This is a genomic window from Pedobacter panaciterrae, assembly GCF_013204795.1.
In the GTDB taxonomy this organism is placed as follows: domain Bacteria; phylum Bacteroidota; class Bacteroidia; order Sphingobacteriales; family Sphingobacteriaceae; genus Pedobacter; species Pedobacter panaciterrae.
In genome coordinates this window covers 523800-545531 of record NZ_JABMKW010000020.1, presented here as the reverse complement: position 1 = coordinate 545531, position 21732 = coordinate 523800, and the positions used below count along the sequence as shown (strand labels likewise).

21 protein-coding genes are annotated in these 21732 nt (G+C 37.9%); 7 read left to right on the top strand and 14 right to left on the bottom strand.

Annotated features, from left to right (window positions below; all coding sequences use genetic code 11):
* Window positions 1-19: 19 nt before the first annotated feature.
* The 5 genes from HQN86_RS21255 to HQN86_RS21235 all read right to left on the bottom strand — a co-directional run bounded on the left by HQN86_RS21255 (window position 20) and on the right by HQN86_RS21235 (window position 4931).
* Entirely contained in the window at window positions 20-631 is a 612-nt protein-coding gene (locus tag HQN86_RS21255; protein WP_172662893.1) for a DUF4255 domain-containing protein, read from the bottom strand.
* Window positions 632-652: 21 nt separating this feature from the next.
* A complete protein-coding gene (locus tag HQN86_RS21250; RefSeq protein ID WP_172662892.1) occupies window positions 653-1303 on the bottom strand; it encodes an FkbM family methyltransferase in 651 nt (216 codons plus the stop codon).
* Between the two features lie 7 nt (window positions 1304-1310).
* Complete coding sequence (locus HQN86_RS21245; RefSeq protein WP_172662891.1) at window positions 1311-2060, bottom strand: capsular polysaccharide synthesis protein; 750 nt, start codon at window positions 2058-2060, stop codon at window positions 1311-1313.
* Window positions 2061-2075: 15 nt separating this feature from the next.
* The gene (locus tag HQN86_RS21240) at window positions 2076-4259 is read right to left on the bottom strand and encodes a glycosyltransferase (RefSeq protein WP_172662890.1); all 2184 of its coding nucleotides are present in this window, start codon (window positions 4257-4259) and stop codon (window positions 2076-2078) included.
* A 153-nt stretch (window positions 4260-4412) separates the two neighbouring features.
* Window positions 4413-4931, bottom strand: coding sequence for a UpxY family transcription antiterminator (locus tag HQN86_RS21235; protein ID WP_172662889.1), 519 nt, complete (start codon window positions 4929-4931; stop codon window positions 4413-4415).
* A 325-nt stretch (window positions 4932-5256) separates the two neighbouring features.
* On the opposite strand from HQN86_RS21235, the gene HQN86_RS21230 reads away from it, so the two are divergent.
* Complete coding sequence (locus HQN86_RS21230; RefSeq protein ID WP_172662888.1) at window positions 5257-5616, top strand: hypothetical protein; 360 nt, start codon at window positions 5257-5259, stop codon at window positions 5614-5616.
* Between the two features lie 129 nt (window positions 5617-5745).
* Here HQN86_RS21230 and HQN86_RS21225 read toward each other — a convergent pair whose 3' ends face one another.
* From HQN86_RS21225 to ku, 3 genes are all read right to left on the bottom strand, one after another.
* Complete coding sequence (locus tag HQN86_RS21225; RefSeq protein WP_172662887.1) at window positions 5746-6288, bottom strand: CHRD domain-containing protein; 543 nt, start codon at window positions 6286-6288, stop codon at window positions 5746-5748.
* Between the two features lie 156 nt (window positions 6289-6444).
* Window positions 6445-7491, bottom strand: a complete 1047-nt coding sequence (locus HQN86_RS21220; RefSeq protein ID WP_172662886.1) for a DNA topoisomerase IB — start codon at window positions 7489-7491, stop codon at window positions 6445-6447.
* 13 nt (window positions 7492-7504) lie between these two features.
* A complete protein-coding gene (gene ku / locus HQN86_RS21215; RefSeq protein WP_172662885.1) occupies window positions 7505-8275 on the bottom strand; it encodes a non-homologous end joining protein Ku in 771 nt (256 codons plus the stop codon).
* 295 nt (window positions 8276-8570) lie between these two features.
* On the opposite strand from ku, the gene HQN86_RS21210 reads away from it, so the two are divergent.
* Window positions 8571-8921, top strand: coding sequence for a helix-turn-helix transcriptional regulator (locus HQN86_RS21210; protein ID WP_172662884.1), 351 nt, complete (start codon window positions 8571-8573; stop codon window positions 8919-8921).
* A 58-nt stretch (window positions 8922-8979) separates the two neighbouring features.
* Here HQN86_RS21210 and HQN86_RS21205 read toward each other — a convergent pair whose 3' ends face one another.
* The 3 genes from HQN86_RS21205 to HQN86_RS21195 are packed head-to-tail and all read right to left on the bottom strand — an operon-like array spanning window position 8980 to window position 14828.
* The gene (locus HQN86_RS21205) at window positions 8980-9657 is read right to left on the bottom strand and encodes a DUF3823 domain-containing protein (protein WP_216854479.1); all 678 of its coding nucleotides are present in this window, start codon (window positions 9655-9657) and stop codon (window positions 8980-8982) included.
* 13 nt (window positions 9658-9670) lie between these two features.
* On the bottom strand, window positions 9671-11551 hold the full coding sequence (locus HQN86_RS21200; RefSeq protein WP_172662882.1) for a RagB/SusD family nutrient uptake outer membrane protein: 1881 nt from the start codon (window positions 11549-11551) through the stop codon (window positions 9671-9673).
* Between the two features lie 4 nt (window positions 11552-11555).
* Window positions 11556-14828: a SusC/RagA family TonB-linked outer membrane protein gene (locus HQN86_RS21195; RefSeq protein WP_172662881.1), complete on the bottom strand. Its 3273-nt coding sequence runs from the start codon at window positions 14826-14828 to the stop codon at window positions 11556-11558.
* Window positions 14829-15290: 462 nt separating this feature from the next.
* Between HQN86_RS21195 and HQN86_RS21190 the strand changes: the two genes are divergently transcribed.
* Window positions 15291-15515 (top strand): hypothetical protein, encoded by a 225-nt coding sequence (locus HQN86_RS21190; RefSeq protein ID WP_172662880.1) that lies wholly within the window; start codon window positions 15291-15293, stop codon window positions 15513-15515.
* Window positions 15516-15621: 106 nt separating this feature from the next.
* Here the strand turns inward: HQN86_RS21190 and HQN86_RS21185 are convergent, their stop codons facing one another.
* Window positions 15622-16245, bottom strand: a complete 624-nt coding sequence (locus HQN86_RS21185) for a GNAT family N-acetyltransferase (protein ID WP_172662879.1) — start codon at window positions 16243-16245, stop codon at window positions 15622-15624.
* Between the two features lie 15 nt (window positions 16246-16260).
* Complete coding sequence (locus HQN86_RS21180; protein ID WP_172662878.1) at window positions 16261-16659, bottom strand: GNAT family N-acetyltransferase; 399 nt, start codon at window positions 16657-16659, stop codon at window positions 16261-16263.
* An 80-nt stretch (window positions 16660-16739) separates the two neighbouring features.
* Here HQN86_RS21180 and HQN86_RS21175 point away from each other — a divergent pair, with 80 nt between their 5' ends.
* The 4 genes from HQN86_RS21175 (at window position 16740) to HQN86_RS21160 (ending at window position 21355) form a co-directional block, all read left to right on the top strand.
* Window positions 16740-18233: an aminotransferase-like domain-containing protein gene (locus tag HQN86_RS21175; RefSeq protein WP_262889308.1), complete on the top strand. Its 1494-nt coding sequence runs from the start codon at window positions 16740-16742 to the stop codon at window positions 18231-18233.
* A gap of 90 nt (window positions 18234-18323) precedes the next feature.
* The gene (locus tag HQN86_RS21170; protein WP_172662876.1) at window positions 18324-19355 is read left to right on the top strand and encodes an SDR family oxidoreductase; all 1032 of its coding nucleotides are present in this window, start codon (window positions 18324-18326) and stop codon (window positions 19353-19355) included.
* A gap of 44 nt (window positions 19356-19399) precedes the next feature.
* Window positions 19400-20530 carry an MBL fold metallo-hydrolase gene (locus HQN86_RS21165; protein WP_246269703.1) on the top strand — a complete coding sequence of 377 codons (1131 nt, stop codon included), beginning with the start codon at window positions 19400-19402 and terminating at the stop codon, window positions 20528-20530.
* 21 nt (window positions 20531-20551) lie between these two features.
* Window positions 20552-21355 carry a helix-turn-helix domain-containing protein gene (locus HQN86_RS21160; protein WP_172662875.1) on the top strand — a complete coding sequence of 268 codons (804 nt, stop codon included), beginning with the start codon at window positions 20552-20554 and terminating at the stop codon, window positions 21353-21355.
* Window positions 21356-21360: 5 nt separating this feature from the next.
* Here the strand turns inward: HQN86_RS21160 and HQN86_RS21155 are convergent, their stop codons facing one another.
* Complete coding sequence (locus tag HQN86_RS21155; RefSeq protein ID WP_246269702.1) at window positions 21361-21693, bottom strand: DUF6686 family protein; 333 nt, start codon at window positions 21691-21693, stop codon at window positions 21361-21363.
* Window positions 21694-21732: the final 39 nt, after the last annotated feature.

Below are 21732 nucleotides of genomic sequence, written 5' to 3'. Positions count from 1 at the left end.
AAAAAGATTGGAGGTTAACTTAATTGTCGCTAATGGTAACTTCTGTAATTGGAGGTGCTTCCATTTTAGGTTCAAGATCAATGAAACTCATGGTTCGGATTTTATAAATTACGTTAGGCATGTACTTTGCACCAAGTGCTGCCCAAAGGTTATTTTGTTGTTCAAAAGTGATGGGATGTAAATTGACCAGCAAACGACCCACCTTTTGCCATGGTTTGTTGTTATCGACTTTTGCATTGATCCCAGGATACTTATCGCTATCAAAGACCTGATTGCCTTGAAAGAATGAAATTACGTAAGATAGTAGTCTTAATGCGGTAGAGTAGTTATTAGCAAAGACAGAAAAAATAACAAATACATTCAGGTTAACCGGGGGATTAATTATTTGAATCTTGTCATCTGTTTTCCGATAGTTGTATTGAGCATCAGAAACGCGATCTTCCTCCAGGTTTACCAGCGTTAAAATTATTTTAGATACCTCACCGCCGTCTGATACAACAGCAAATGTTCCATCAGGAGTCATCAGTGAAGAGATCATTACAATATCTTCATTTCCGAAGTTTGTGGCGTCCTTGCGTTTAAGATAAGCGTTGAGCTCATCTGATAAAAATTCAAGTGCTGTGCGTAACATGTGTTTAAATAAAGTGTAATCTTAATTCTTTGAATAAACAAACTGCCTTGCGGCAGAGATATCCGGATTAAATAGTAAATTATACCCGTAGTCTTTTAACTTCTGATGATTAAAATTATCTGTATGTGTTTCAATAATAATCGTATGTATCTTTCTTAGATCCTCTTCTTTTGATGCCTCAATTAGAAATTCTTCGTAACCTTCAATATCTAACTTCAGTATGAAAACGTCCCTGTCAAGTTCGTTGATGAAAGAAAATAACCCAACAGATTCAACAGATAAAAAGTCATTGGAATTTGGTATCGACGTCCATCGCCCACTCCAATCACTTTGATCTGGTGAATAAAGATTTAATGTCCCGTTGGTTACTGAAACTGCCTTGTTCAATGCCTTTATTTTTCCAAACCTTTTAGCGTTTTCATTTAAATACCAGAAGCTATCGGGGTTTGGTTCAAAGGAAATCACATCAACGTTTTTTAGATGCCTGGCACACATTATCGAAAATGCACCAATATGAGCACCACAATCAATCACATAACTTTGAGTTAAAGGTTCAATGTGCGCAAATCGGCTTTTAATACAGTACATGTCCTGGTTAATAACTTCAGGAATAACCCAACGATCATCATCAGTATCTTTCCTGTAAACAATATTTAAAAGATCATTCATCATTTATCTATTAAGCAAAGGTTGATTTGGTCTTTTTATTGGTGTCTGACGTTCTTAATAAGTAGCTAAAAAAAGTATCCTCATCAAGAATATTCGGGTATTGATTTTCCTCTAAATAACCCCTAACCATGTTAGCAGAAACCATATAACAATAGGAATTTGGATTGAGCATTTGTTGATGCACGTCATCACTAGCCTTTTGAAAAAATGCCGCCGGATTGCTCCAGCAAATAGGCTGGATCTGTTCAACCTTTAATTCATACCATGAGGTTTTGCCCTCATTTAAGGTTGCTGTTAAGGCTTGTGAGCCAATTGTTAGCCACTCTATTGGTTGTCCGGACCGTAAAATTTGGCAAACACGATTATAATAACCAGAGGCGATATTACTGTTCAATGATGCTCCCATAAAATTATTTGTAACCTCTCCAGAACGTTCCCGGTACCCCATAAACTCATACATATTCAAAATATCCATCAAGGGCTGGATTGATTTGATAACAACACAATCAGAATCAATCCATAGCCCACCAAATTTTTTAAGCAAAAATGCCCGTATAAAATCTGCCCGATGAGCTACATATAAATCATTAAGTTTGATGTCGAGGTCAGAATCCCGCAATTCATTAAAGCGTTCAGGGGTTAGCAGTTGTACATTTTCTACATGTGCAAATACTGTTTTCTGGCATGCCCGAATCCAGTCGGGAAGGTCGCCTTCCCAATATAGCCATACTGGTAAGTTTTTCTTTTTAAGATTAGCCATCTTTGCTGTAATGCTTTAATTCAATTTCTTTAAAACCAGTAGGGAATCTGTTAGCTGGATTTTCTGATAATTCTTTTTTGAAATAAGTTCATTTGCAAATGCAATTACGTCGGGGAAGTAATCAGCAAAGTCATGGAACGCGAGGTAACCTCCAATTTCTATCCAGGATGCAAACTGTCTGAAGTCATTAGAAATATTTAAATAATCATGTAAGCCATCTAATAACAATAATGATATTGGGTGGTTCCATTTTACATTTTTGGATTCATCAACTATTGACATCACTGTTTCAGATAAATTGGCTCTTTCAATATTTTTTTTGAAATGAGCTAAAGATGGTTCAAACTGTTGCAATCCCTGATCTGTAGAACCTAATATTCCATTGTGCGGATCAATTGAATAAACTTTTATCCCATCTGATACCGACTTAGCCAGCTTTCCAAGCAGAATTGTTGCTTTGCCGTGATAGCTGCCAACTTCAACTAAATGTCCATTTGGGAATTGAGTGCATGCTTTTAGTCCAAAAGCAATTAACAATTCGGCTTCTCCTTCACTTAACCACCCATCAATTTGTTTAATTTCATTTAAAACTTGGACAGGTAAAAACAATGACTGTTTATCGTCTTCTTTATGTGTTTCTTCGGGTTTTTGTATGTAGTTATTTAAATGCCTACGGGTATATTTCCTAAGCGTATCGTCGTAATTACGATTTATTGGATGTACCCAAAACGCATTGGGATCATTAAAAGCACAGTCTAATTCTTGTGTTGTATATGCTTTTTTGTATTTAACAAAGTCATGGCAGCAGGGATTCAATTCAATATCATAGCCAAGCAAACTCACCATAGTTGGCAATATGATCTCTTCTGTCGCCCATATTTTTGTATGCTTCATTATATTTTGAAGAATATTGTTCGTTTTGAAGAGCTTAACCAGATCCTTTACGGCATCGTAAGTGAATACAGTTGAGGGCCAAAAAGACCAGTGAACAAATTTGCTTTCACCATCTTTAAAAGTTTTAAGCAGTGGTTTCCATAAATCATATTCTTTAAATGCCTGAATGGAGGTAAAAACGTCAGTATTGTTTACAGTTATATGCTCAGGTCGGTTAGATAAAAGTCCGATATTGCTTTTTTGCGAAAAGAAATCCCACATGAAAGTAGAATATGCTGGCTGTAGACTTAATTGATCGGAATCTACAATAGTTAAAATGTCAAAAGAAAAATTATCGAGTGCAAATTGCATACATTCAAGCGCAAAATTGTGCAGGTAGCCATGTGCTACCGGTATAACAGTGGGGTTTACTACAGCTCCAAATTCTTCAAAAGGAAATGAGCAGGAGTTTAATTTAAGATCGGCGTTACTGTTAAAAATAACGATACTTGAGGAAGGGTCTTGAAAATGTAGATTGCGAACCATATCAATTACACAATCTAAGCTTTCATGCACCAGGCAAGCATAAACATTCTTTAACTGTTTTCTAACATTCTTTGAATTCCATTTATCTGAAGCAGTTTGAGCATGTTTAGGATAATATTTTAAATCAAAGTTCATTATCCGCTCTATATCCATTACCGGGTATGGGTGCCACCAATCGCCTGAAGTTTTTTTCAGGCTAATGTTCTGATCATGTATCATGTGGACAGACATCTTTGAATCTGTAAGTGCGGTTACTTTTTCGGGTGAGGCAGCCCAAACAAATAAGCCATCAACACCTACATTTATATCTTTATACTGATTTTTTTCCCAGTAAGATCGCTGATAACAAAGCGAACTTCCCAGCAACCATTTACGCTGATCTGGAGGATATCTATATTGAAAGGCTTCTTTTTTTAGCAGGTCGTAATAAAGTAAATTATTTATCCCACAAATATCAGCATTACGCTCTTTCAACTCCTCTACCTGATATTTTATCCGATAGTTAGCATACCAATCATCATCGTCCCAATTAACTATTATGCTCCCCGAGGCATGCTTACAAGCTATATTAAGTTTTGCACCCAAAGATATTTGATGATCAAGTCTTATGTATTTTATATTATCAACCTCTGGAACCAAGTCCCGGATACAATCAGAACCGTCATCAATTATAATTAGCTCTTTATTTTGGTACTCTTGCCTGTGGAAATATTTAATAGCGTGCGGAATAAAATATCTCCTGTTAAAGGTTGGCATTACACAAGAAACCAGAGGAAGCATATTAAAGAAGTTTTGCAGGCTAACCAGTGTAAATTGTAAAGCTTCGCTAGAGGTTTGTCACAATAACACCCTGATAATAAATTAAGTAAATTCTGAAAATCATTTAATTTATATACTCATAAAGCTAGTCCCTTTGTGAACCAACATCAATAGTTAGTTATAACTATTTTTATTGATCACCTTCCTTAAACTAGTTGAACAAACTTCAATTGAAAGTGATTGGTTTATGGAACTTAAGTGAACGCCAAGACGCTCCTTACCCCTTTTAAAAAATAATTTCCCCTGTAAGCCGGTGAAAGGCCCGTCAACAATAATCACTTCATCACCACTAACAAGATTGGACTCTATTTCAAAAACCATTGTTTCGAACTTCATTATGTTGGATATTTCATCCTCAGATACCATTGCCGGTTTACCTTCAAAAGTTATAAATTTTAATACCCCTCCTATTTTTAATAGTTTGAAGCGCTCCCTTTCTGTTGAATTAATAAAAACATAATTTGGAAACATAGGCACTTTTATTTCTTTTTTACGATCGCTCCATTGCCTTATTACATTTTGTAAAGGCAAATAAGCTTTTATCTTCTTTTTGGTAAGTTCGTTATAGATTTTCTTTTCGAGATTTGGAAAGGTATAAACGATATACCAGTTGCTTTTTAGTACATTTTCCATAGCATAGTATATTAGGGATATATTTTTGATGGTAGAGATAATAATTAACTCATATAATAAAATTGATCATATTTAATTGGTGATGAAATAGTTATTTATAATCATTTATAAGGATTACATGAACACTAAAAGTGTTTTTTTGACTACTAGCAGGTCTATATATTTCTTTTTGTTAAATATCTTTGATTAGAAGATGCCTAAAATTTCATGACGCTGCTCCGATTAATTCTAATTCTTCGATTTTATTAACCCTTAAAATACCATATGCTATTATATTGAAACGTCCCTAACGTTCAACCAAATATTATCTAAAACGACTAAAGTTATGGAACATAACGCAGGAGAAATCGTTGAACTAGCTGTTCGACGACAAAATGTGAATATTAGCGAATTATCCAAGCGCTTAAATGTAAACAGAAGGACCTTGTATAATTGGTTTAGACAAAAGAAATTGCATACAGATGTAATTTTAGAAATAGGTAAGGCTATCAATTATGACTTTTCAAGTGATTTTGAAGGAGAATTAAAACAATTAAATCATAATGAGGATCTAAGGTCTTTTAAAAAGGACTCTAATTCTGAACATCCTGATTCCGTCTATTATTGGATGGAAAAATACATAGCCTTACTTGAGGATTATAAACGGTTGGTTAGAAAGGATTCAACCCATAACATGCTATCGTAACAGTGCAATATCTTAAGGAACATATTCAGGGCAGCTGTCTGATGGGATAGATGCCTGATATGAATTAGGGAAAGTTCTTCAATTTTAAAAAAGAAACTGCCCTGATTATGCTCCGGGCAGTTTCTTTTTTTAGTATCCACCTCCACCGCCATTGTTTCCTCCATTGCCCGTACTTGCGGCAACCAGAACAATGTTGCCTCTTATCTCGCCACTTGTAAAATCTGAACTATGGATATTAACATACCATTTTCCTGATAAAAGCTGACTGATCTCTGCAGCGTTCAATACTCTGGTAGTTCCTGTAAGAGTACCTGAGCTGGCAGTGGTAAAGCCAGGTATTTCAATTACAATTGGTGAACTGGTTAAGTTTGATCCATTTTCTGCACCGTGAAAGTGCATTCCTGTCGTTGTTGCAGCAGCAGATCCAAGCTGCCATGTAATGGTATAAGCAATCGTTTTGGACTGTTCATTATAAGTGATGTTTGCCGTGCCTGTTCCAGTTGTTGTAACTACCGGAACTTCATTAGAGCCATTTAACTGGACCATAGCTGTATAAGTTCTGTAGGTAACATCAGGTCCGTTGCTTTTCTTTTTACACCCTGAATAAAGAACCAGCAGGATGGCTGCCATAGCAAGTATGGCAGAAAAGAATTTTACAGAATAAGTTTTCATAGTAAGTAATTTAAATGATTAATTAATTACTCCGATTGACAGTACAGCAGAGGGCGATAAGTTTGATGAGCGTTTGGAATTTGTCCTGTCATCATCGCTTCACTATCTAATACGCAACTATTTGTAAATGGTTGCCTGATGTTTTGCTTATTTCAGCTAATTCTGTTCTTTTGAATATTTAAGGAAAGACAATAAAACTTTCTCATCCTTTTCCAATAGCTTATTTGTTGGATTAGCTAATATGCTTACCCGCTTTAACCACTTATGAAGTGCATCATTTTTATGTGCTTCCAGAAGTAAAGGATATACATATGAACTTTTGCAAACAGCTCTGGTGTTTCCCAATTTTTTAGCAACAGAATCTAAAACTTGTATTTCAGTTTTCGCTTTAGAACAACCCTCCTGAGTTTTCAGACAAGTTGCAAACTGCCTCAACGCTTCCAAAGTTCCGCCCCAGGTCCTAAAATCCTTGGCAGTAAAATCATTGCCAGTAATTTCTTTAATGTATTGATTGATTTGGCCCGACTCAATACTTCTACGCATCCCATCGTCAGTATAAAATTGAAAAAGTTCCTGTCCGGGGATATCTCTGCACTTTTTTACAAGCCTTGATAAATGTCGGTCTGTTAAAGCCATTGTATGCCTTACCCCTTTCTTGCCTACAAAACTTAAATGTAATGAGTTCCCTTTAATTTTAACGTGCTTATCTTTCAGGGTACTTAAACCGAAACTGCCATATTTCTGCATATAACTTTTTCCACCCACTCTCAATAATGTCTTTTGTAATAGATCAACACAAATAGCAAGCACTTTTTGTTCATCGAGGTGCTTACGTTTTAAATCTCTTTTAATCTTTTTCCTGGCTTCAGGCAATGCCTTGCCAAATTCCAGCAGCCTAAAATACTTATGTTCAGATCGTCTTTTGGTCCATTTACTATGATACCTATATTGTTTCCTATTAGCTGCATCAATACCCGTAGCCTGCAAATAACCATTAGATTTAGGACTTATCCAAACTGATGTCCAGGCTGGAGGTAAAACAAGTGATTTTATTCGTTGTAATTGATTTTCATCTGTAATTCTGTTGCCATCCTTATCTTCATAATAAAATTTACCCGACTTCCCTTTTCTATAAATTCCGGGCATGGTATCAGTAATGTATACCAGTCCGTTTTGCTTAATTACTTTTTTAGTTTCCTCCATAACTTATTATTAACTAGGCTCTTTTTTTCTTAGTAAGGCTTTCCATTAATTGGCTGTAAAGATCATCGCTACTAGCTGTTTTAGGCTGCATTTTCTTAATAATAGGTTGTTTTCCCTTAGCTTTTGCTTTTATAATAGCTAAAAGTTCAACCCGATGTTCATCCTTAAATGAACTGATGTCAAAGTCACCACTATATTGAGCTATTAAAGCCATACCAATCTCCAACTCTTTGCTGCTTATCGTTTTTTCTCCCTTAAGCTTAACTTCTGTTGTGCTTCTAATTTCTTCCTCGAACCGGATTTTAGTAATAACCAGTACCTCATCCATGGGATGGATAACGCATAGGTTCTCCGTATTTCTGAATACGAAACGGGCTACTCCTACCTTTTTTGATTTAACAAGTGCACGTAGAAGTAAGGCATATGCTTTTTTTCCCTGGTTTTCAGGCTGTGTATAGTATGAGGTTTCGTAATAAATGGGATTGATTTCACTGATATCAACAAAACGCTCCAGCTCAACGACCTTGGTCTTTTCCGGACTAGCCTCCTCAAAATCTTTGTCATTAAGTACAATATATTTTTCATCAAGCTGATACCCCTTTACTATTTTTTCATAAGGAACTTCTTTACCGGTATTTTCATTAACTCGTTTATATTTTATCCTGGCATGATCTCTTTCATCCAGCATATCGAAATCAAGATTGCTGTTCTGTACGGCCGAGTATAGCTTAACAGGGATATTAACCAAGCCAAACCCAATAGCGCCTTTCCAAATAGATTTCATAATGCATGTATTTTAATCTTTAACTTTCTGGTTAACAACTTTGAGATAGGAATGTTTAGATTGTCCACATAAAACAAATAATCCTAATTACTGTTGTGGAAATTTGAACATCAAAAGGGAGTTTTTGACAATCAACAGGTTGCCTGCGTGTCTGTTCATTCGATACTTTTGATTCAAAGATGCCTAATTCTTTTATATTGCCGCTCTAACTATCTCAACCCGTTTCCCAAAACATTTAGGCTCCTTCCATTAAAACGTCCCTAGCGTTTAGTCTGACTTATCTAAAAACGATGTTATGGAACATAATGCAGGAGAAATTATTGAACTCGCAGTACGGAGACAAAATGTAAACATTAGTGACCTTTCCAGACGTATGCACGTTAATAGAAGGACGCTATATAACTGGTTTAAACAACGAAAGTTGCATACCGATGTAATCATCGAGATAGGAAAAGCCATTAATCATGATTTTTCAGCCGATTTTCAAAGTGACTATATGGATTTGGGTGGGTTCTCTGTTTACAAAGATGAATCTTCGTTAAATCACTCAGATTCTGTTTATTACTGGATGGAAAAATACATTTCACTTCTGGAAGATTATAAGAAATTAGTACAAAAGGGAAGTCATCACAAGACATTGTCATAACATAAAGTTGAAGTAAAAAGTAGCGACGTATTAGGACGCTACTTTTTACTAATTATAATTATTTAAGCTGGATTTTTTCTGCCATTGAATAGGCAAGTTCCCCAACTCCTGCTGTTTTTACACCTACCCGAACATATACCGCATCAGCAATTGATAATGAAGCCGGAATCACAATATTCATTGTAAGTGGCTGATTAATATTTGGAATAGCCGAAGCAGCAATTGTAGTAACAGCACTTTGATTAGCATCATCAATAAGGGCTGTTTTGAAGACATATAATTTGACCGATTCGAGCAAATTCGTAGTGTTTACAGTTTGTAAATTTACTGTAGCTGTTACCGTTGTACCAGCTCTCTGATATGAAACGGTTTTAACAAATGTATAAGGCGTTACAGGAACATCAACAATTGTATTGCCGCTTACTTTAACGTCAATTGAATCCGTATTGTTAATCCATGGCCCTACTCCTCTTAATCTGGTTAGTTTATAATTGCCATCAAAAAGTAAGGCAGAAAAAGTACCATCTTGTGCAACATAAACTGGAATTTTTGTAAAGAAATCATAGCCGTGTTGCCATAATTCCAGCTGTACGCCATTTGATCTGACGCCAATGGCCTGACCTTCATACACCACCCTACCTGTAAGTAATGATTTTGGTGCGGTGTAATTATCTTTCTTACATCCTGCAATCCCTGCTGCAAGGATAAACAACAATGAATATATATATGCTTTCATTTTCATAACCTGATTAATTAAATGGATTTTGAACAATTTTAGGATTGTTGTTTATTACATTCTGATCAAAAGATGAGTAGTAATTAAAAATTTGAAAAAACCTTGGCGATCTAAATCTGGGAGCTGTCATTTTAACAAATATATATTTCCCATCGCGGGCTGCATCTCCAGGACGAATTACGCGGTATGGATATAAGGCTGATACTACTGCATCAGGACTATCTGAATTACCGGTCCAAACTTTATCTGCCTGTCTCCAGCGCTTTAAATCCCATAAACGATGATCCTCAAACGCCAATTCGTTTCTACGCTCATTTCTGATTTTACTAATGGTTAAGGTTGCGCTTGTCAGGCTATTTGCACCGAAACCAGCACGCTGCCGAATTAAATTTGCATAGGTTAAGGCATCGTTTGTTTGTCCGAGTTCAAATGCGGCTTCAGACGCATTCAGATATATCTCTCCTAAACGGAACCATACCCACCAAACGTCACTTTGAATCCCCCTTGTAGAGGCTCCGCCATTTGCATCTATATACTTGCGAAGATAGAAGCCTGTGTTTGATACCTCTTGTATAGACCTATGAGGGCCAGAAGCAGCTATTAGTGGTTTGTTATCTGTATAGTTTGTTCCAAGATCAGGGCCTTCAACTGTTTGATATGAATTTGTTGCAGCATTCCATACCATAACGCCAGCCTGCATATCAACTGTTAAACCTTTAAATGGTGCGCCGGGGAAAATTATTGTTCCATATAGCCTTGCATCTTTACCGGCAAATATATCGGTGGTATGATCATAATAGATATAATCAGTGTTGCCGGCATTTCTGGTTTTAAGTTTCCCCTCGGACCCATCGAGATATTCATAATTTTCCACCAGATTTAATGAAGGCGTAATGTTGGACGAACTTAAGTTGTCTTCTCGTATGCCCCGGGCAATGTTATCGTACGTAAATCCGTGTTTTTTAGCTTTAGTTGTCAGGAAATCACGTACAAAGATCACCTCTGGATTATTTGTTTTCTTTACAACAGCTTCATAAAAGTTCTCGCCCAGATTCGGGTTGCTTGTGTATAAGGCATATGGACCCGCTATGACTTCCTTAGAAGCTTCTAATGATTTTTGAAAGTATTCATCAGCTCTGGATGCTGGTATACCCACCTCTCCTCCGGTTGTAGTTATAGTTGGGGTTAGCAAGGCATTATATTTGGCAATTGAGCCAGCATATAACATGGCTCTGCTTTTCAGTGCCATGCATGTGTATTTATTTGCCCTCCCTTTACTGCCATCATTAGCGATATCATTTTTAACTGCATCAAGCTCAGAAGCAATGAAATCATATACTTCTGCCTCTTTTGCACGGGGTTGTTGCAGGTAGGTAGGATCTCCTTCAAAATTGTAGATTAATTGAGTGGTAATTAATGGTACCCCCCCCATCCTTTTTACCATTTCGAAATAAAGATAAGCTCTGATAAATCTGAATTCTGCTTTCAATTGGGTTCTTTGAACCTCACTAAGCGTTGCAGCACCAAATTTATCTACATTCTCTATAGCTAGATTTAGATCTCGAACAAAGCCATAATCGTATAGCCTCCAACGGCCTCTGTCGTAGCTCACAATATTGTTCCGTCCCTCTTCATTGGAAAATCCCGACCACATAGCATCATCATAATCAGCCATATTTCTCCATTGTGAACCTGCCTGATCGGTTAAACCCATGTCAGTAGGAATCCGGTTATAATAATTTGCAAGTAGTCCTATTATTAGTTTTGGATCTTTCCATAATTGATCGTCAGTGACAATCGTAGTTGGCTCCCTTTCCAAGAAATTCTTTTTACAGGAGCTAAAACTTAGCAGGAGAACTAAGCTGAATATTATATATTTTGATATGTTTTTCATGATGCTATAGTGTTAAATTAAGCCCTAGTGTATAGATCTTTTGTTGAGGATAAACCAATCCATTACCCGCTGAAATCTCAGGATCAATTTCATATTCCTTTACATTGTCGAAAGAAAACAGATTTGAGCCATTAACATAGATTCTTAAGGCGGAGATATTTACCTTTTGCAATAGGGTTTTTGAGAAAGAATAACCCAATTCCAGGTTTTTCAGCCTCAGATAACGAATATTGGTCGTCCAGAAATCATTTCGGTTATTGCCACTAAGCGGACTGGTAAACACAGATAGTCCAGTGTTGTCCTTCCTTAATGCAGGATATGTTCCTGGAATCCATTGACTATTAGGGTTATATGGGTCTGCTCTGTGCCAGCGATCTGTTAGCATATAAGCAGGTGAGTTTCCATTATTTTGAAATGGAAATTTCAATTCCCAATCTCTAAAGTAGGTCTGCATCCCCGCGCCCATCAGATCAAATGCAAGTGAAATACCTTTCCAGGTAACCCGGCCGTTTATGCCGTAATTAAAATAAGGCAAAGCCCCTTCTGCATACCCAATTGGTTTTATGTCCATGGCGTTGATAATTCCATCACCATTTAAATCCTCATAAATTAAATCACCGGGTAAAAGCGTTCTGTTACCTTGTCCGTCTATGTTAACCGGGTAGTCATTAATTTGTTGTTCAGATTGGAACCTTCCTAAAATATGATGGCCCCAGTTCACATTTTGCCAACGGCCAGTTCTATCATTTCTGTACTGATCGTAAGAATTTCCAAAACGTGGTTTGTATATATAATCATCTTTAGTTCTGCCGAATGTTGCATTACCGCCGATTGAAAAATCCACCTTACCAATTGAGCTACTATAGGTAATTAAACCATCAAATCCCTGGGTAACATCTGAATTTAAATTTTCTGGTGGCAAACTATACCCTACCTCGTTTGGCAATACTACATCATAGCGTGGCGCAGGAAAGCCAGAACGTTTACGCCTGAATAGATCAAACTGTCCTGTGAAATGTTTGAATATGGTAAAGTCCACACCTACGTTCGATGTTTTATTGGTTAACCATGAAATAACGGTAGTAGGCAATCCTCTTGGTGCTACACCATTATAAAACGTACCATCAAATACAGCATTTCCGGCATTAACATTATACCCGCCCAAATACGCAAAAGGATTTGGCGAATAATAATTACCACCACCATCTTGTAAAGATGTTCCGGTTTCGCCATAAGAGGCTCTGAATTTTAAGTCATTAATGCTTTTAGAAAAGATCTTCTTAAAAAAACCTTCTTCCGAAATACGCCAGCCTACAGACACGCCAGGAAAAAATCCGAAACGACTGCCAGAACGATAAAGAAATGAACCATCATATCTGCCAACGGCTTCAATAAGGTATTTTTTCTTATAATCGTAATTTAACCTCATGGCATATCCTTCAAAAGCCTCTTCATAATGTGAATCACCTATGTAATCCAAATCAGCAAATACCTGTGTAGGAATAATATTGTTTGGCGGAACAGAGTGTAATGCCAGGTAATCATTAGTAGCATCTTTGCGTTCAAAAGCAACTAAAGCCGCTATGGAATGATCTTTTATTTGCTTGGTATAGTTTAATTGAAACTGTGCAAACGTGGCTACAATATTTCTTTTATGCCTTTCTCTCCATGGGTTTTGGTTGCCATATAATGCACCATTTGGTGCTCTGTCATTGTAGGTATCAGTAGCCGCATCATAAATATATGCAGGATAGGTATATTCAAACCCATCAAAGTCTTCATTACTATAATCATATGAATACAATGCCTTTGCAGTTAAGCCAAAACCAAATTCGTACTGTGCATTTAATTTCGCACCGGCTCCTCGGGTAATGTTGTCAATATAACCGGTTATATCCTTTGAATAAGTTGCCGGGTTAACGTTTACATTGTGCGTTTGGTTAATATACAAAGGGTTGTTGTTAGCATAGGCGGTTTCTGTAGGCCACATACTGCCAATACTAAGTAAAGGGTTAAAGTAATCGTCCAATCCCGGAACCCCTACATTATGCCTGTTTTCTATCCTGCCACTAATTTGGGCACCAACGGTAAAACCTTTTAAGACAGTACTGGAAATATTAGCCTGAAGGTTTGTGCGGTTAAAATTGAAATCTTTAAGTGCAGCTTCCTGATTAATATGACCCAGGGATAAATAATAGGTGGATTTATCAGAGCCGCCTGAAGCATTTGCTGTTATAAATTGTTGCGGAACGTTGTCCCTTACAATAAAAGCATAATAATCGTTATTTTGATAGCCGGGTTCTGTTCCTGCTTCCCATTTGGCCAATTCTTGTGGAGAATAGAGGTCTGCCGGATTACGGCCAAGATTTTGTTCAGATTCTAAACGGCCTCTTACGTATTGTCCTGCATTTCCAGGATATGGATAACGGGAGAAATTTTGAAAACCATAATAGCTGGAAAGTCCGAAGGAAGGCTTATCACCTCTTCTTCCCTTTTTAGTCGTTACCAATACCACACCATTTCCCGCCGCCAAACCATATATAGAAGCAGAGGCATCTTTAAGCACCGTTATGCTCTCAATATCATCTATTCCTAGCTGGTTAAATGCATTAACCCCAGAAATACCTGTATTAAAGCCAAACCCATCGCTACCATTACTGGTGCTATATGCTACTCCATCTATAACATACAAGGGGTTTCCGAGGTTTCTGATCTGTAAATTGGCCCCATTTCCCGGTCGGGCATCTGTGGTACGTGCGGTTACACCAGGAATTTTACCCGCCAAAGCACTTGTAGCGGCTACAGAAGGCGATCGGACAATATCTGAAGCCTGTAACGTGCTGATCGCTCCAGACACAGTTGCTTTCTTTTGTGTACCATAAGCAACAACAACAACTTCATCCAGGTCTTCTCCACCAGCAGCAACCATACGGACATTAATAACTTTGCGATCGTTTACCGTGAATTCCTGATTTTTAAATCCAATGTATCGAAAAATAAGTATTGAACTTGGTGTCGGCGCATTTATAGTATAATTTCCATTAGCGTCGGTCTGGGTACCCGAATTGCCCCCTTTTAAAGTGACCGTTACGGAAACTAAAGGTTTATTTTCATCATCGGTGACCTTACCAGATATCATGATTTGAGAGAAGGCATTTGCCGATGTAAAAAGGGCCATCATTGCCAATAGAAATTTTAATTTTGGTTCAGGGTACCAACGTATACCCTTAGCCTGGATTCCAATTCCATGGAATACCTTAAGTAGTTTTCTGTGCATGATTTTTTTGGTTAGAGATTTATAGATTTAAAGGTTAATTAAATTGCAATGCGTAATTCATTACCCAGAAATAGAATCTTAGCCTTTTGAGGAGTTATTTTGAATGCATTTCTGCCTATTACCCTCGCTTTATTTGAATAATTTTGAAACAGGGTACTACTTAGTACGATTAGGTAAATAATCATTCTCATTTTAGCCGTTCTTATATTTGGTAAGACAAATAAGCCACTTTTTATATCATTATTCTATCTTAATGTTGTCAGTTTCTGAGCTTATTTTGTCATTAAAGCTCTTTTTGTATTTTCACGTCAGAATAAAAATATTTTTGATACTTATTCTTGGTTATCAGTTGATTACTGAGATACCGCGGTCCAGAATGTGTAAAACATAAAGAATGTTTAAAAAATGCACCAAACAATTTCGATCATTTTGGCTTTTAGAATACATTTAAACGTAAGATTTATGCGAAAAACAGAGACCAAAACAGACCTTCAAAAGTTCATAGAAAAATTTGAACCTAATAAATTTAAAATGTTGACCAGAGGGATTGAAATCAGAGGAAATAGTGACCTGCACCGAAGCATTACTTTTGCCAAGGAGCTAATTGAAAGAATGAAATTGAAGCTCACAGTTAATCATTCCGCCGAAATGGCGATGTATGGAGGATTTGAAGTAGTATATGCTTAATGAAAATCCTGCATGAGAATAAAATAAAAAGGTCAGCTATCAAAAATAGCTGACCTTTTTATTGGATGTTCTAGAGTCCGGAAATTATTCTTTGATTAATTGCGTGTTAATTATTCATTAACATATATCCTTGGAGCAGCTCCTTTACATCAGGCCATTCGTCCGAGATTATAGAAAAACGAGCAGAATCCCTTATGGTAAAATCTGCTCCCATTCGTTCAGCACGAATTATCCCTTCAAATTTAGCACCCAGACGTTCAATAGCCGCTCTTGATCGTTCATTACGTACATCAGTCGTGAAATTAACCCGCCATACTTTCCAGTGCTCAAAAGCGTATTTGAGCATCAAGAATTTAGCTTCCGTATTTATACCTGTTCTGGTAGCAGGCCCGGTGAGCCATGTATGCCCTATTTCGCAAACATCGGGAGCAATTCTTCCATATCCACACGTATGTTCAGGCCACTGCCAGTAGGCAATATTCCAAAAACGTGTGGATCCTTTTATAATACCGTCTTCATTGCCGACGATGACAAAAGGCATCGCTGTTCCCCTATCGCGCTGCTCAAGTGCCGTTTTAATATACCTGGTCATTGCATTTTTTCCCTGAGGCACAACAGTCCACTTAAATAGCTGCTCATTTCCTGCTGCGGCCTTAGTTAATCCTTCTAAATGAAAAAGTTCCAGAGGCTCTAACCTCACGTAGTTTCCAACTAGTATGTTGTTTTCCATTTGCCTTTTTCTCGTCTATTTTACGCGGTTAATGATAAAGCCATTGTTCACCACATCCATACCGATTTTTGGATAATACTCAATAGCCGTTGGTGCTGCAAGTAGTAAAAGCATACTCTTATCGCCAATTGTAGCTTTTGTAAGTTTTACCAATTCTTTGCCAATACCCGATTTTTGATAAGTTGCACTTACGGCCAGGTCAGCAAGATAGCAACAGTGACAAAAATCAGTTAATGATCGGGCAATGCCGACTAGCTGATCATCATGCCAGGCCGTAACCACAAGGTTAGAATGTTTATACATCTCTGCTATCCTGTTTTTATCAGCTGTAGGACGGTTGAGACCAGAACTGTCGTATACACTGATGATTTCTTCTAATAATGGTAACACATTTGTTTTGTAGGTAATGTTCATATTTAATAAAATTGATATTCAAAAGTATATTATTAAAGGACTATCTTTATCATCCAGAAACAAGAAGTTAAGTAGTCCAGATGTTGCCATTTGATACCCTTATAACAATCGATAAAACACTAAGCGTGTCCGTTTATCAGCAGATTGCAAACCAAATACTTATGCTGATAAAAAATGGAATTGTAAAGTCAGGGTCTTATCTGCCTGGTACGCGCGAACTGGCTAGAATGGTTGTTGTTCACCGTAAAACAATTATTGCTGCATATAACGAATTAAGCGCTCAGGGATGGATCACTGTGATACCACGGAAAGGGTTTATTGTGGTTCCTAATCTTCCAGAAGTACAGCCACAGCAATGGGACCAGCAGAAAGCAGGTTTTGCATATGAAAGTTCAATGCCCAGCCCCTTTTATAAAACAAACCAATATGGAGTGATTCCTTTGGCTAGTGATACCATGGTGCATGAATTAATAATAGACGATGGCCACCCAGATATGCGGCTAGCGCCAATGGACCTGCTAAACAGGGAATACAGGAGCCGTCTTAAAAAGGTCCAAACATTTAAACGGGTTTCGGCAACGCTGGCCGCAGGCTCGTTTAACCTAAGAGAAACAATGATAAGCCATATGGCGCAAACCAGGGGGTTGCAAGCCCAGGCATCAAACATCATGATGACTCATGGCGCTCAAATGAGTATTTATATAGCAGCAAGCTTATTGTTAAAACCCGGCGATAATGTAATTGTAGGAGAACCGGGCTATTTTGTTGCTAACCAGGTTTTCGAATCTTTAGGAGCCAATGTAATTCGTATGCCTGTAGATCAGGATGGAATAAATACAGATTTGATAGCTACAGCCTGCCAGAAGTTAAACATACGGATGCTGTACGTCGTTCCCCACCATCATCATCCTACCACAGTAACTTTAAGCCCGCAACGGCGTATGCGTATACTGGAATTAGCTGAAGAACATAACTTTACAATTGTAGAGGATGATTACGATTATGATTTTCACTACAGCTCCTCTCCGTACCTGCCCCTTGCCTCCGGAAATCATCAAAATCGGGTGGTTTATATTGGCTCCTTTTCCAAATCTCTTTCCACATCTATACGAATTGGTTTCATGATCGCCTCAGCAGATTTTATTGCCCACGCGGTTCATATCAGAAGACTTATCGATTTGAAAGGAGACCATATTATGGAAGATAGTCTGGCTGCACTTATCGAAAACGGTGATATTAACAGATACCTCAAAAAGAACAATAAGATTTACAAGGAAAGAAGGGATCATTTAATCAAGATGTTGGACACTTACATGAAAGGTATAGTTAGTTACGAAAAACCCGATGGAGGTATGGCCATTTGGGTTAAATTTGATCCTAACTATCCTATTGAACAGATCTCAATTAAAGCAGCCAGGCAGGGTCTTTATATGAATAATGGGAAGTTATTTGATAACAATGGAGTCAGCTATAATGCCATTCGATTTGGGTTTGCTTCATTAACTTTGCCGGAAATAACCAAAGCTGTTCAAATCATTTCATCCAGTTTGGTACTAACCTTGCAACCAAAATAAACTGAACCTTTCAACAAAGTGAAATTGGACTTTTCAACAAAACAAGATTGCTCTTTAATCTGCAATTTTGTGCTATCAATTTGAAAGCAAATGACAAATTCAATTCATACAGTATTGGTAACAGGCGGATCAGGCTTTGTCGCTGTTCATTGCATCCAGCAATTATTGGATAAAGACTACCTGGTAAGAACCACCCTGCGCGATTTAAATAAACAGGATAAAGTGATAGCCATGCTTAAAAAAGGCGGAATCACTGACTTCAGTAATCTTTCTTTTGTAAAAGCAGATCTCACCAGTGATGACAATTGGAGCACGGCTGTAAAAGATTGTGACTACGTTTTGCATGTAGCTTCTCCCATTTTCTTAAAACTGCCAAGGCATGAAGACGAAATGATACGTCCCGCAGTTGACGGAACTATACGCGTACTTAAAGCAGCAAGAGATGCAGGTGCTAAGCGCGTTGTTATGACGTCGAATTTTGGGGCAGTTGGCTATAGTCATAAGGATAAAACTACTGTGATTACAGAAGAAAGCTGGACAGACCCAAATGAGAAAGGGCTCTCTGCTTATAACAAATCAAAAGTATTGGCCGAAAGAGCAGCCTGGGATTTTATGGAACAGGAAGGTGGTAATCTTGAATTGTCAGTGATCAATCCGATGGGTATTTTTGGTCCTTCCTTCACTAAAGACCTGTCCAGTGGTTTTGAGTTGCTACAAAAAGTAATGGATGGTAGCATGAAAGCGCTGCCTAACATCAGCCTCGGTATTGTAGACGTGCGTGATGTTGTTGATCTGCACATCCGGGCAATGACCAATCCCCAGGCAAAAGGACAACGATTTTTGGCCTTAAGCGGCGGTACAATGTCACTTTTAGAAATAGCAGATTTCCTTAAAAATGAAATGCCTGAGGCAGCTGCAAACGCATCCACCAAAACAATCCCAAACTGGTCGATCCGCATTGCCGCGTTATTTAATGCACAAGCAAAAGCCATTGCTCCTCTGGTGGGCATTTACCGCAATGCAAGTAATGAAAAGGCCAGAACCCTATTAGGATGGACACCCCGCAGTAACCAGGAAGCCATATTAGCAACGGCCAAAAGTTTGGTGGAATTTGCATCATAAACATTAAAGCCTCATCATTACTTAAACCTAAATCACTAACCCGTATGAAACGGTTTTTAAAAATAATTAAACGAACTATGATTATCCTGCTTAGCACAGCGATGCTTTTATCCATCGCTACTTTTTTTTATATCCGTCAGGCAAAATTTGGGCAGGCTCCTACCGCCCAGCGATTGGAACTGATAAAAAAATCGCCTCGTTATAAGGACGGCAAATTTCAGAATACTCATCATACACCCGACCTTACCGAAGGCTACAGCATTAGCGGTATCCTTTACGACCAGTTGTTCGGCGACCATCCCAGAAGAAGTCCCACTGCAATCATACCTTCTAAAAAAACCGATTTGCACAGCCTTCCTCCCGATTCAAACGTCCTGGTGTGGTTTGGTCACTCCTCTTATTTCATGCAGATAGACGGGAAGCGCTTTCTGGTAGATCCTGTTTTAAGTGGCAGCGCATCTCCAGTGCCATGGACAGTAAAAGCCTATAAAGGTACAGACCGATATACGGTTGATGATCTGCCTCCTATTGACTACCTGCTGATCAGTCATGACCACTATGATCACCTGGACTACGAAACAATTACCAAGCTAAAAGATAAAGTAAAAACAGTTATCTGCGGACTTGGTGTAGGTGCTCATTTCGAACATTGGGGATATGCTGCTGATAAAATCATTGAAAGTGACTGGAACAACAGCATATCATTGGATGTTGGATTTAAAGTACACACCACCCCTGCAAGACATTTTTCGGGCAGAGGTTTTACAAGAAATAATACATTGTGGATGTCTTATGTGCTGCAAACACCAGGCACAAAAATCTATATTGGCGGAGACAGCGGTTATGACACACACTTTGCAGAAATTGGTAAACAGTTTGGGCCAATTGATCTTGCGATATTAGAGAATGGGCAATACAACGTAGCCTGGAAGGCAATCCATATGCTGCCAGAACAGGTGCTGCAGGCCGCAGAAGATTTAAAAGCTAAAAGACTGTTTCCGGTGCACTCTTCTAAATTTACCCTGGCAATGCACTCATGGGACGAGCCTCTTATCAAAGTTACAGAACTAGCCAAAATACAGCACTTACCCTTGGTTACACCGGTTATTGGTGAAATGGTAGACCTAAACGATACCACACAAGTTTTTCCAGAATGGTGGAAAGGTGTAAATTAGTAAACCATAAAAGATAAGGCCATGCGCTATACTGAAATCAAATCCTGCTACCTCGGCCCGGAGATATCTCCCGAACAGTTCGTCCCTGAGCATTTCTTTTTGTTTTTGGCCAAAGGTTTGATAACAGGGTACGACGGCAGTAAAAAATATGAACTGAAATCAGGAGAATCTTGCATTGTCAAAAAAAATCATCTGGCCAGGTATCACAAGCAAAAATACAATGGAGACTTTGAGAAAGTAGTGGTGATTTTTGACAAAGCTTTCCTGAAAACCTTTCAGGATAAGCACCAAATCAAAATAAGTACTTCTGAGGAAGAAGATGCCTTTATCCTTTTAAAAAAGGATTCTATGATCACCAATTTCATCAGTTCACTTTCTGCTTATTACAATGATGAGGGTAAAATAGACGAGAAATTTTCCAATATCAAAAGAGAAGAACTTCTATTGATCCTTTTGCAAAAGCAACCTGAGTTGTATCCTATTTTCTTTGATTTTGGACATCCGGAAAAAATAAACCTCGAAGAATTTATGAATCGCAATTATAAGTTCAATGTAAGCATTGAACGTTTTGCTTACCTTACAGGAAGAAGTATCTCTGCATTTAAAAGGGATTTTAAAGATATTTTCCATGACACGCCTAGCCGATGGCTGGTTAAGAAACGCCTGGAAGAAGCTTACTTTCTGATAGAAAGAAAGGGAAGGAAACCTACTGATATTTATATTGATCTTGGATTCGAGGACTTGTCGCATTTCTCCTTTGCTTTTAAAAAGAAATACGGATTGGTTCCTTCTCTTCTGAAAAATCAGGTGTTAAGCAGAGAATAACATGGTTAATGTCCTGTATCTCTTTCCATCAACATATAAACTTCATTCATATATGTTGCTTCTGAAAGTGCTGCCCTAAAGTCTTCCAGCTCTTCTGGATCAAAAGTAAAACTGATATCATCATTTGGAGTATGTAAAATTATTCGGTCTTCTCCATCAGGGAAAGGCAATGAATTGCTTTCAAAACAGATCGTGTCAACAACTTCTTTAAAGGAAGTAAATCCTATTGCCGGGAAATTGAGCACAAGGTTGTGGTGCCATATGTAATACATCTTGCATCCAGCGCAGCAGCTGATGACTGTTTTTCCTCTGGTTGTTAATACTCTTGTCTGGCACATGTTACTTGTTTGTGCCTGAATTACCCATGCCCATTAACA

Coding starts and splice junctions, on each gene's coding strand:
- HQN86_RS21255 (WP_172662893.1), bottom strand. CDS start 631: ATGTTACGCACAGCACTTGAATTTTTATCAGATGAGCTCAACGCTTAT.
- HQN86_RS21250 (WP_172662892.1), bottom strand. CDS start 1,303: ATGATGAATGATCTTTTAAATATTGTTTACAGGAAAGATACTGATGAT.
- HQN86_RS21245 (WP_172662891.1), bottom strand. CDS start 2,060: ATGGCTAATCTTAAAAAGAAAAACTTACCAGTATGGCTATATTGGGAA.
- HQN86_RS21240 (WP_172662890.1), bottom strand. CDS start 4,259: ATGCTTCCTCTGGTTTCTTGTGTAATGCCAACCTTTAACAGGAGATAT.
- HQN86_RS21235 (WP_172662889.1), bottom strand. CDS start 4,931: ATGGAAAATGTACTAAAAAGCAACTGGTATATCGTTTATACCTTTCCA.
- HQN86_RS21230 (WP_172662888.1), top strand. CDS start 5,257: ATGGAACATAACGCAGGAGAAATCGTTGAACTAGCTGTTCGACGACAA.
- HQN86_RS21225 (WP_172662887.1), bottom strand. CDS start 6,288: ATGAAAACTTATTCTGTAAAATTCTTTTCTGCCATACTTGCTATGGCA.
- HQN86_RS21220 (WP_172662886.1), bottom strand. CDS start 7,491: ATGGAGGAAACTAAAAAAGTAATTAAGCAAAACGGACTGGTATACATT.
- ku (WP_172662885.1), bottom strand. CDS start 8,275: ATGAAATCTATTTGGAAAGGCGCTATTGGGTTTGGCTTGGTTAATATC.
- HQN86_RS21210 (WP_172662884.1), top strand. CDS start 8,571: ATGGAACATAATGCAGGAGAAATTATTGAACTCGCAGTACGGAGACAA.
- HQN86_RS21205 (WP_216854479.1), bottom strand. CDS start 9,657: ATGAAAGCATATATATATTCATTGTTGTTTATCCTTGCAGCAGGGATT.
- HQN86_RS21200 (WP_172662882.1), bottom strand. CDS start 11,551: ATGAAAAACATATCAAAATATATAATATTCAGCTTAGTTCTCCTGCTA.
- HQN86_RS21195 (WP_172662881.1), bottom strand. CDS start 14,828: ATGCACAGAAAACTACTTAAGGTATTCCATGGAATTGGAATCCAGGCT.
- HQN86_RS21190 (WP_172662880.1), top strand. CDS start 15,291: ATGCGAAAAACAGAGACCAAAACAGACCTTCAAAAGTTCATAGAAAAA.
- HQN86_RS21185 (WP_172662879.1), bottom strand. CDS start 16,245: ATGGAAAACAACATACTAGTTGGAAACTACGTGAGGTTAGAGCCTCTG.
- HQN86_RS21180 (WP_172662878.1), bottom strand. CDS start 16,659: ATGAACATTACCTACAAAACAAATGTGTTACCATTATTAGAAGAAATC.
- HQN86_RS21175 (WP_262889308.1), top strand. CDS start 16,740: ATGTTGCCATTTGATACCCTTATAACAATCGATAAAACACTAAGCGTG.
- HQN86_RS21170 (WP_172662876.1), top strand. CDS start 18,324: ATGACAAATTCAATTCATACAGTATTGGTAACAGGCGGATCAGGCTTT.
- HQN86_RS21165 (WP_246269703.1), top strand. CDS start 19,400: ATGAAACGGTTTTTAAAAATAATTAAACGAACTATGATTATCCTGCTT.
- HQN86_RS21160 (WP_172662875.1), top strand. CDS start 20,552: ATGCGCTATACTGAAATCAAATCCTGCTACCTCGGCCCGGAGATATCT.
- HQN86_RS21155 (WP_246269702.1), bottom strand. CDS start 21,693: ATGTGCCAGACAAGAGTATTAACAACCAGAGGAAAAACAGTCATCAGC.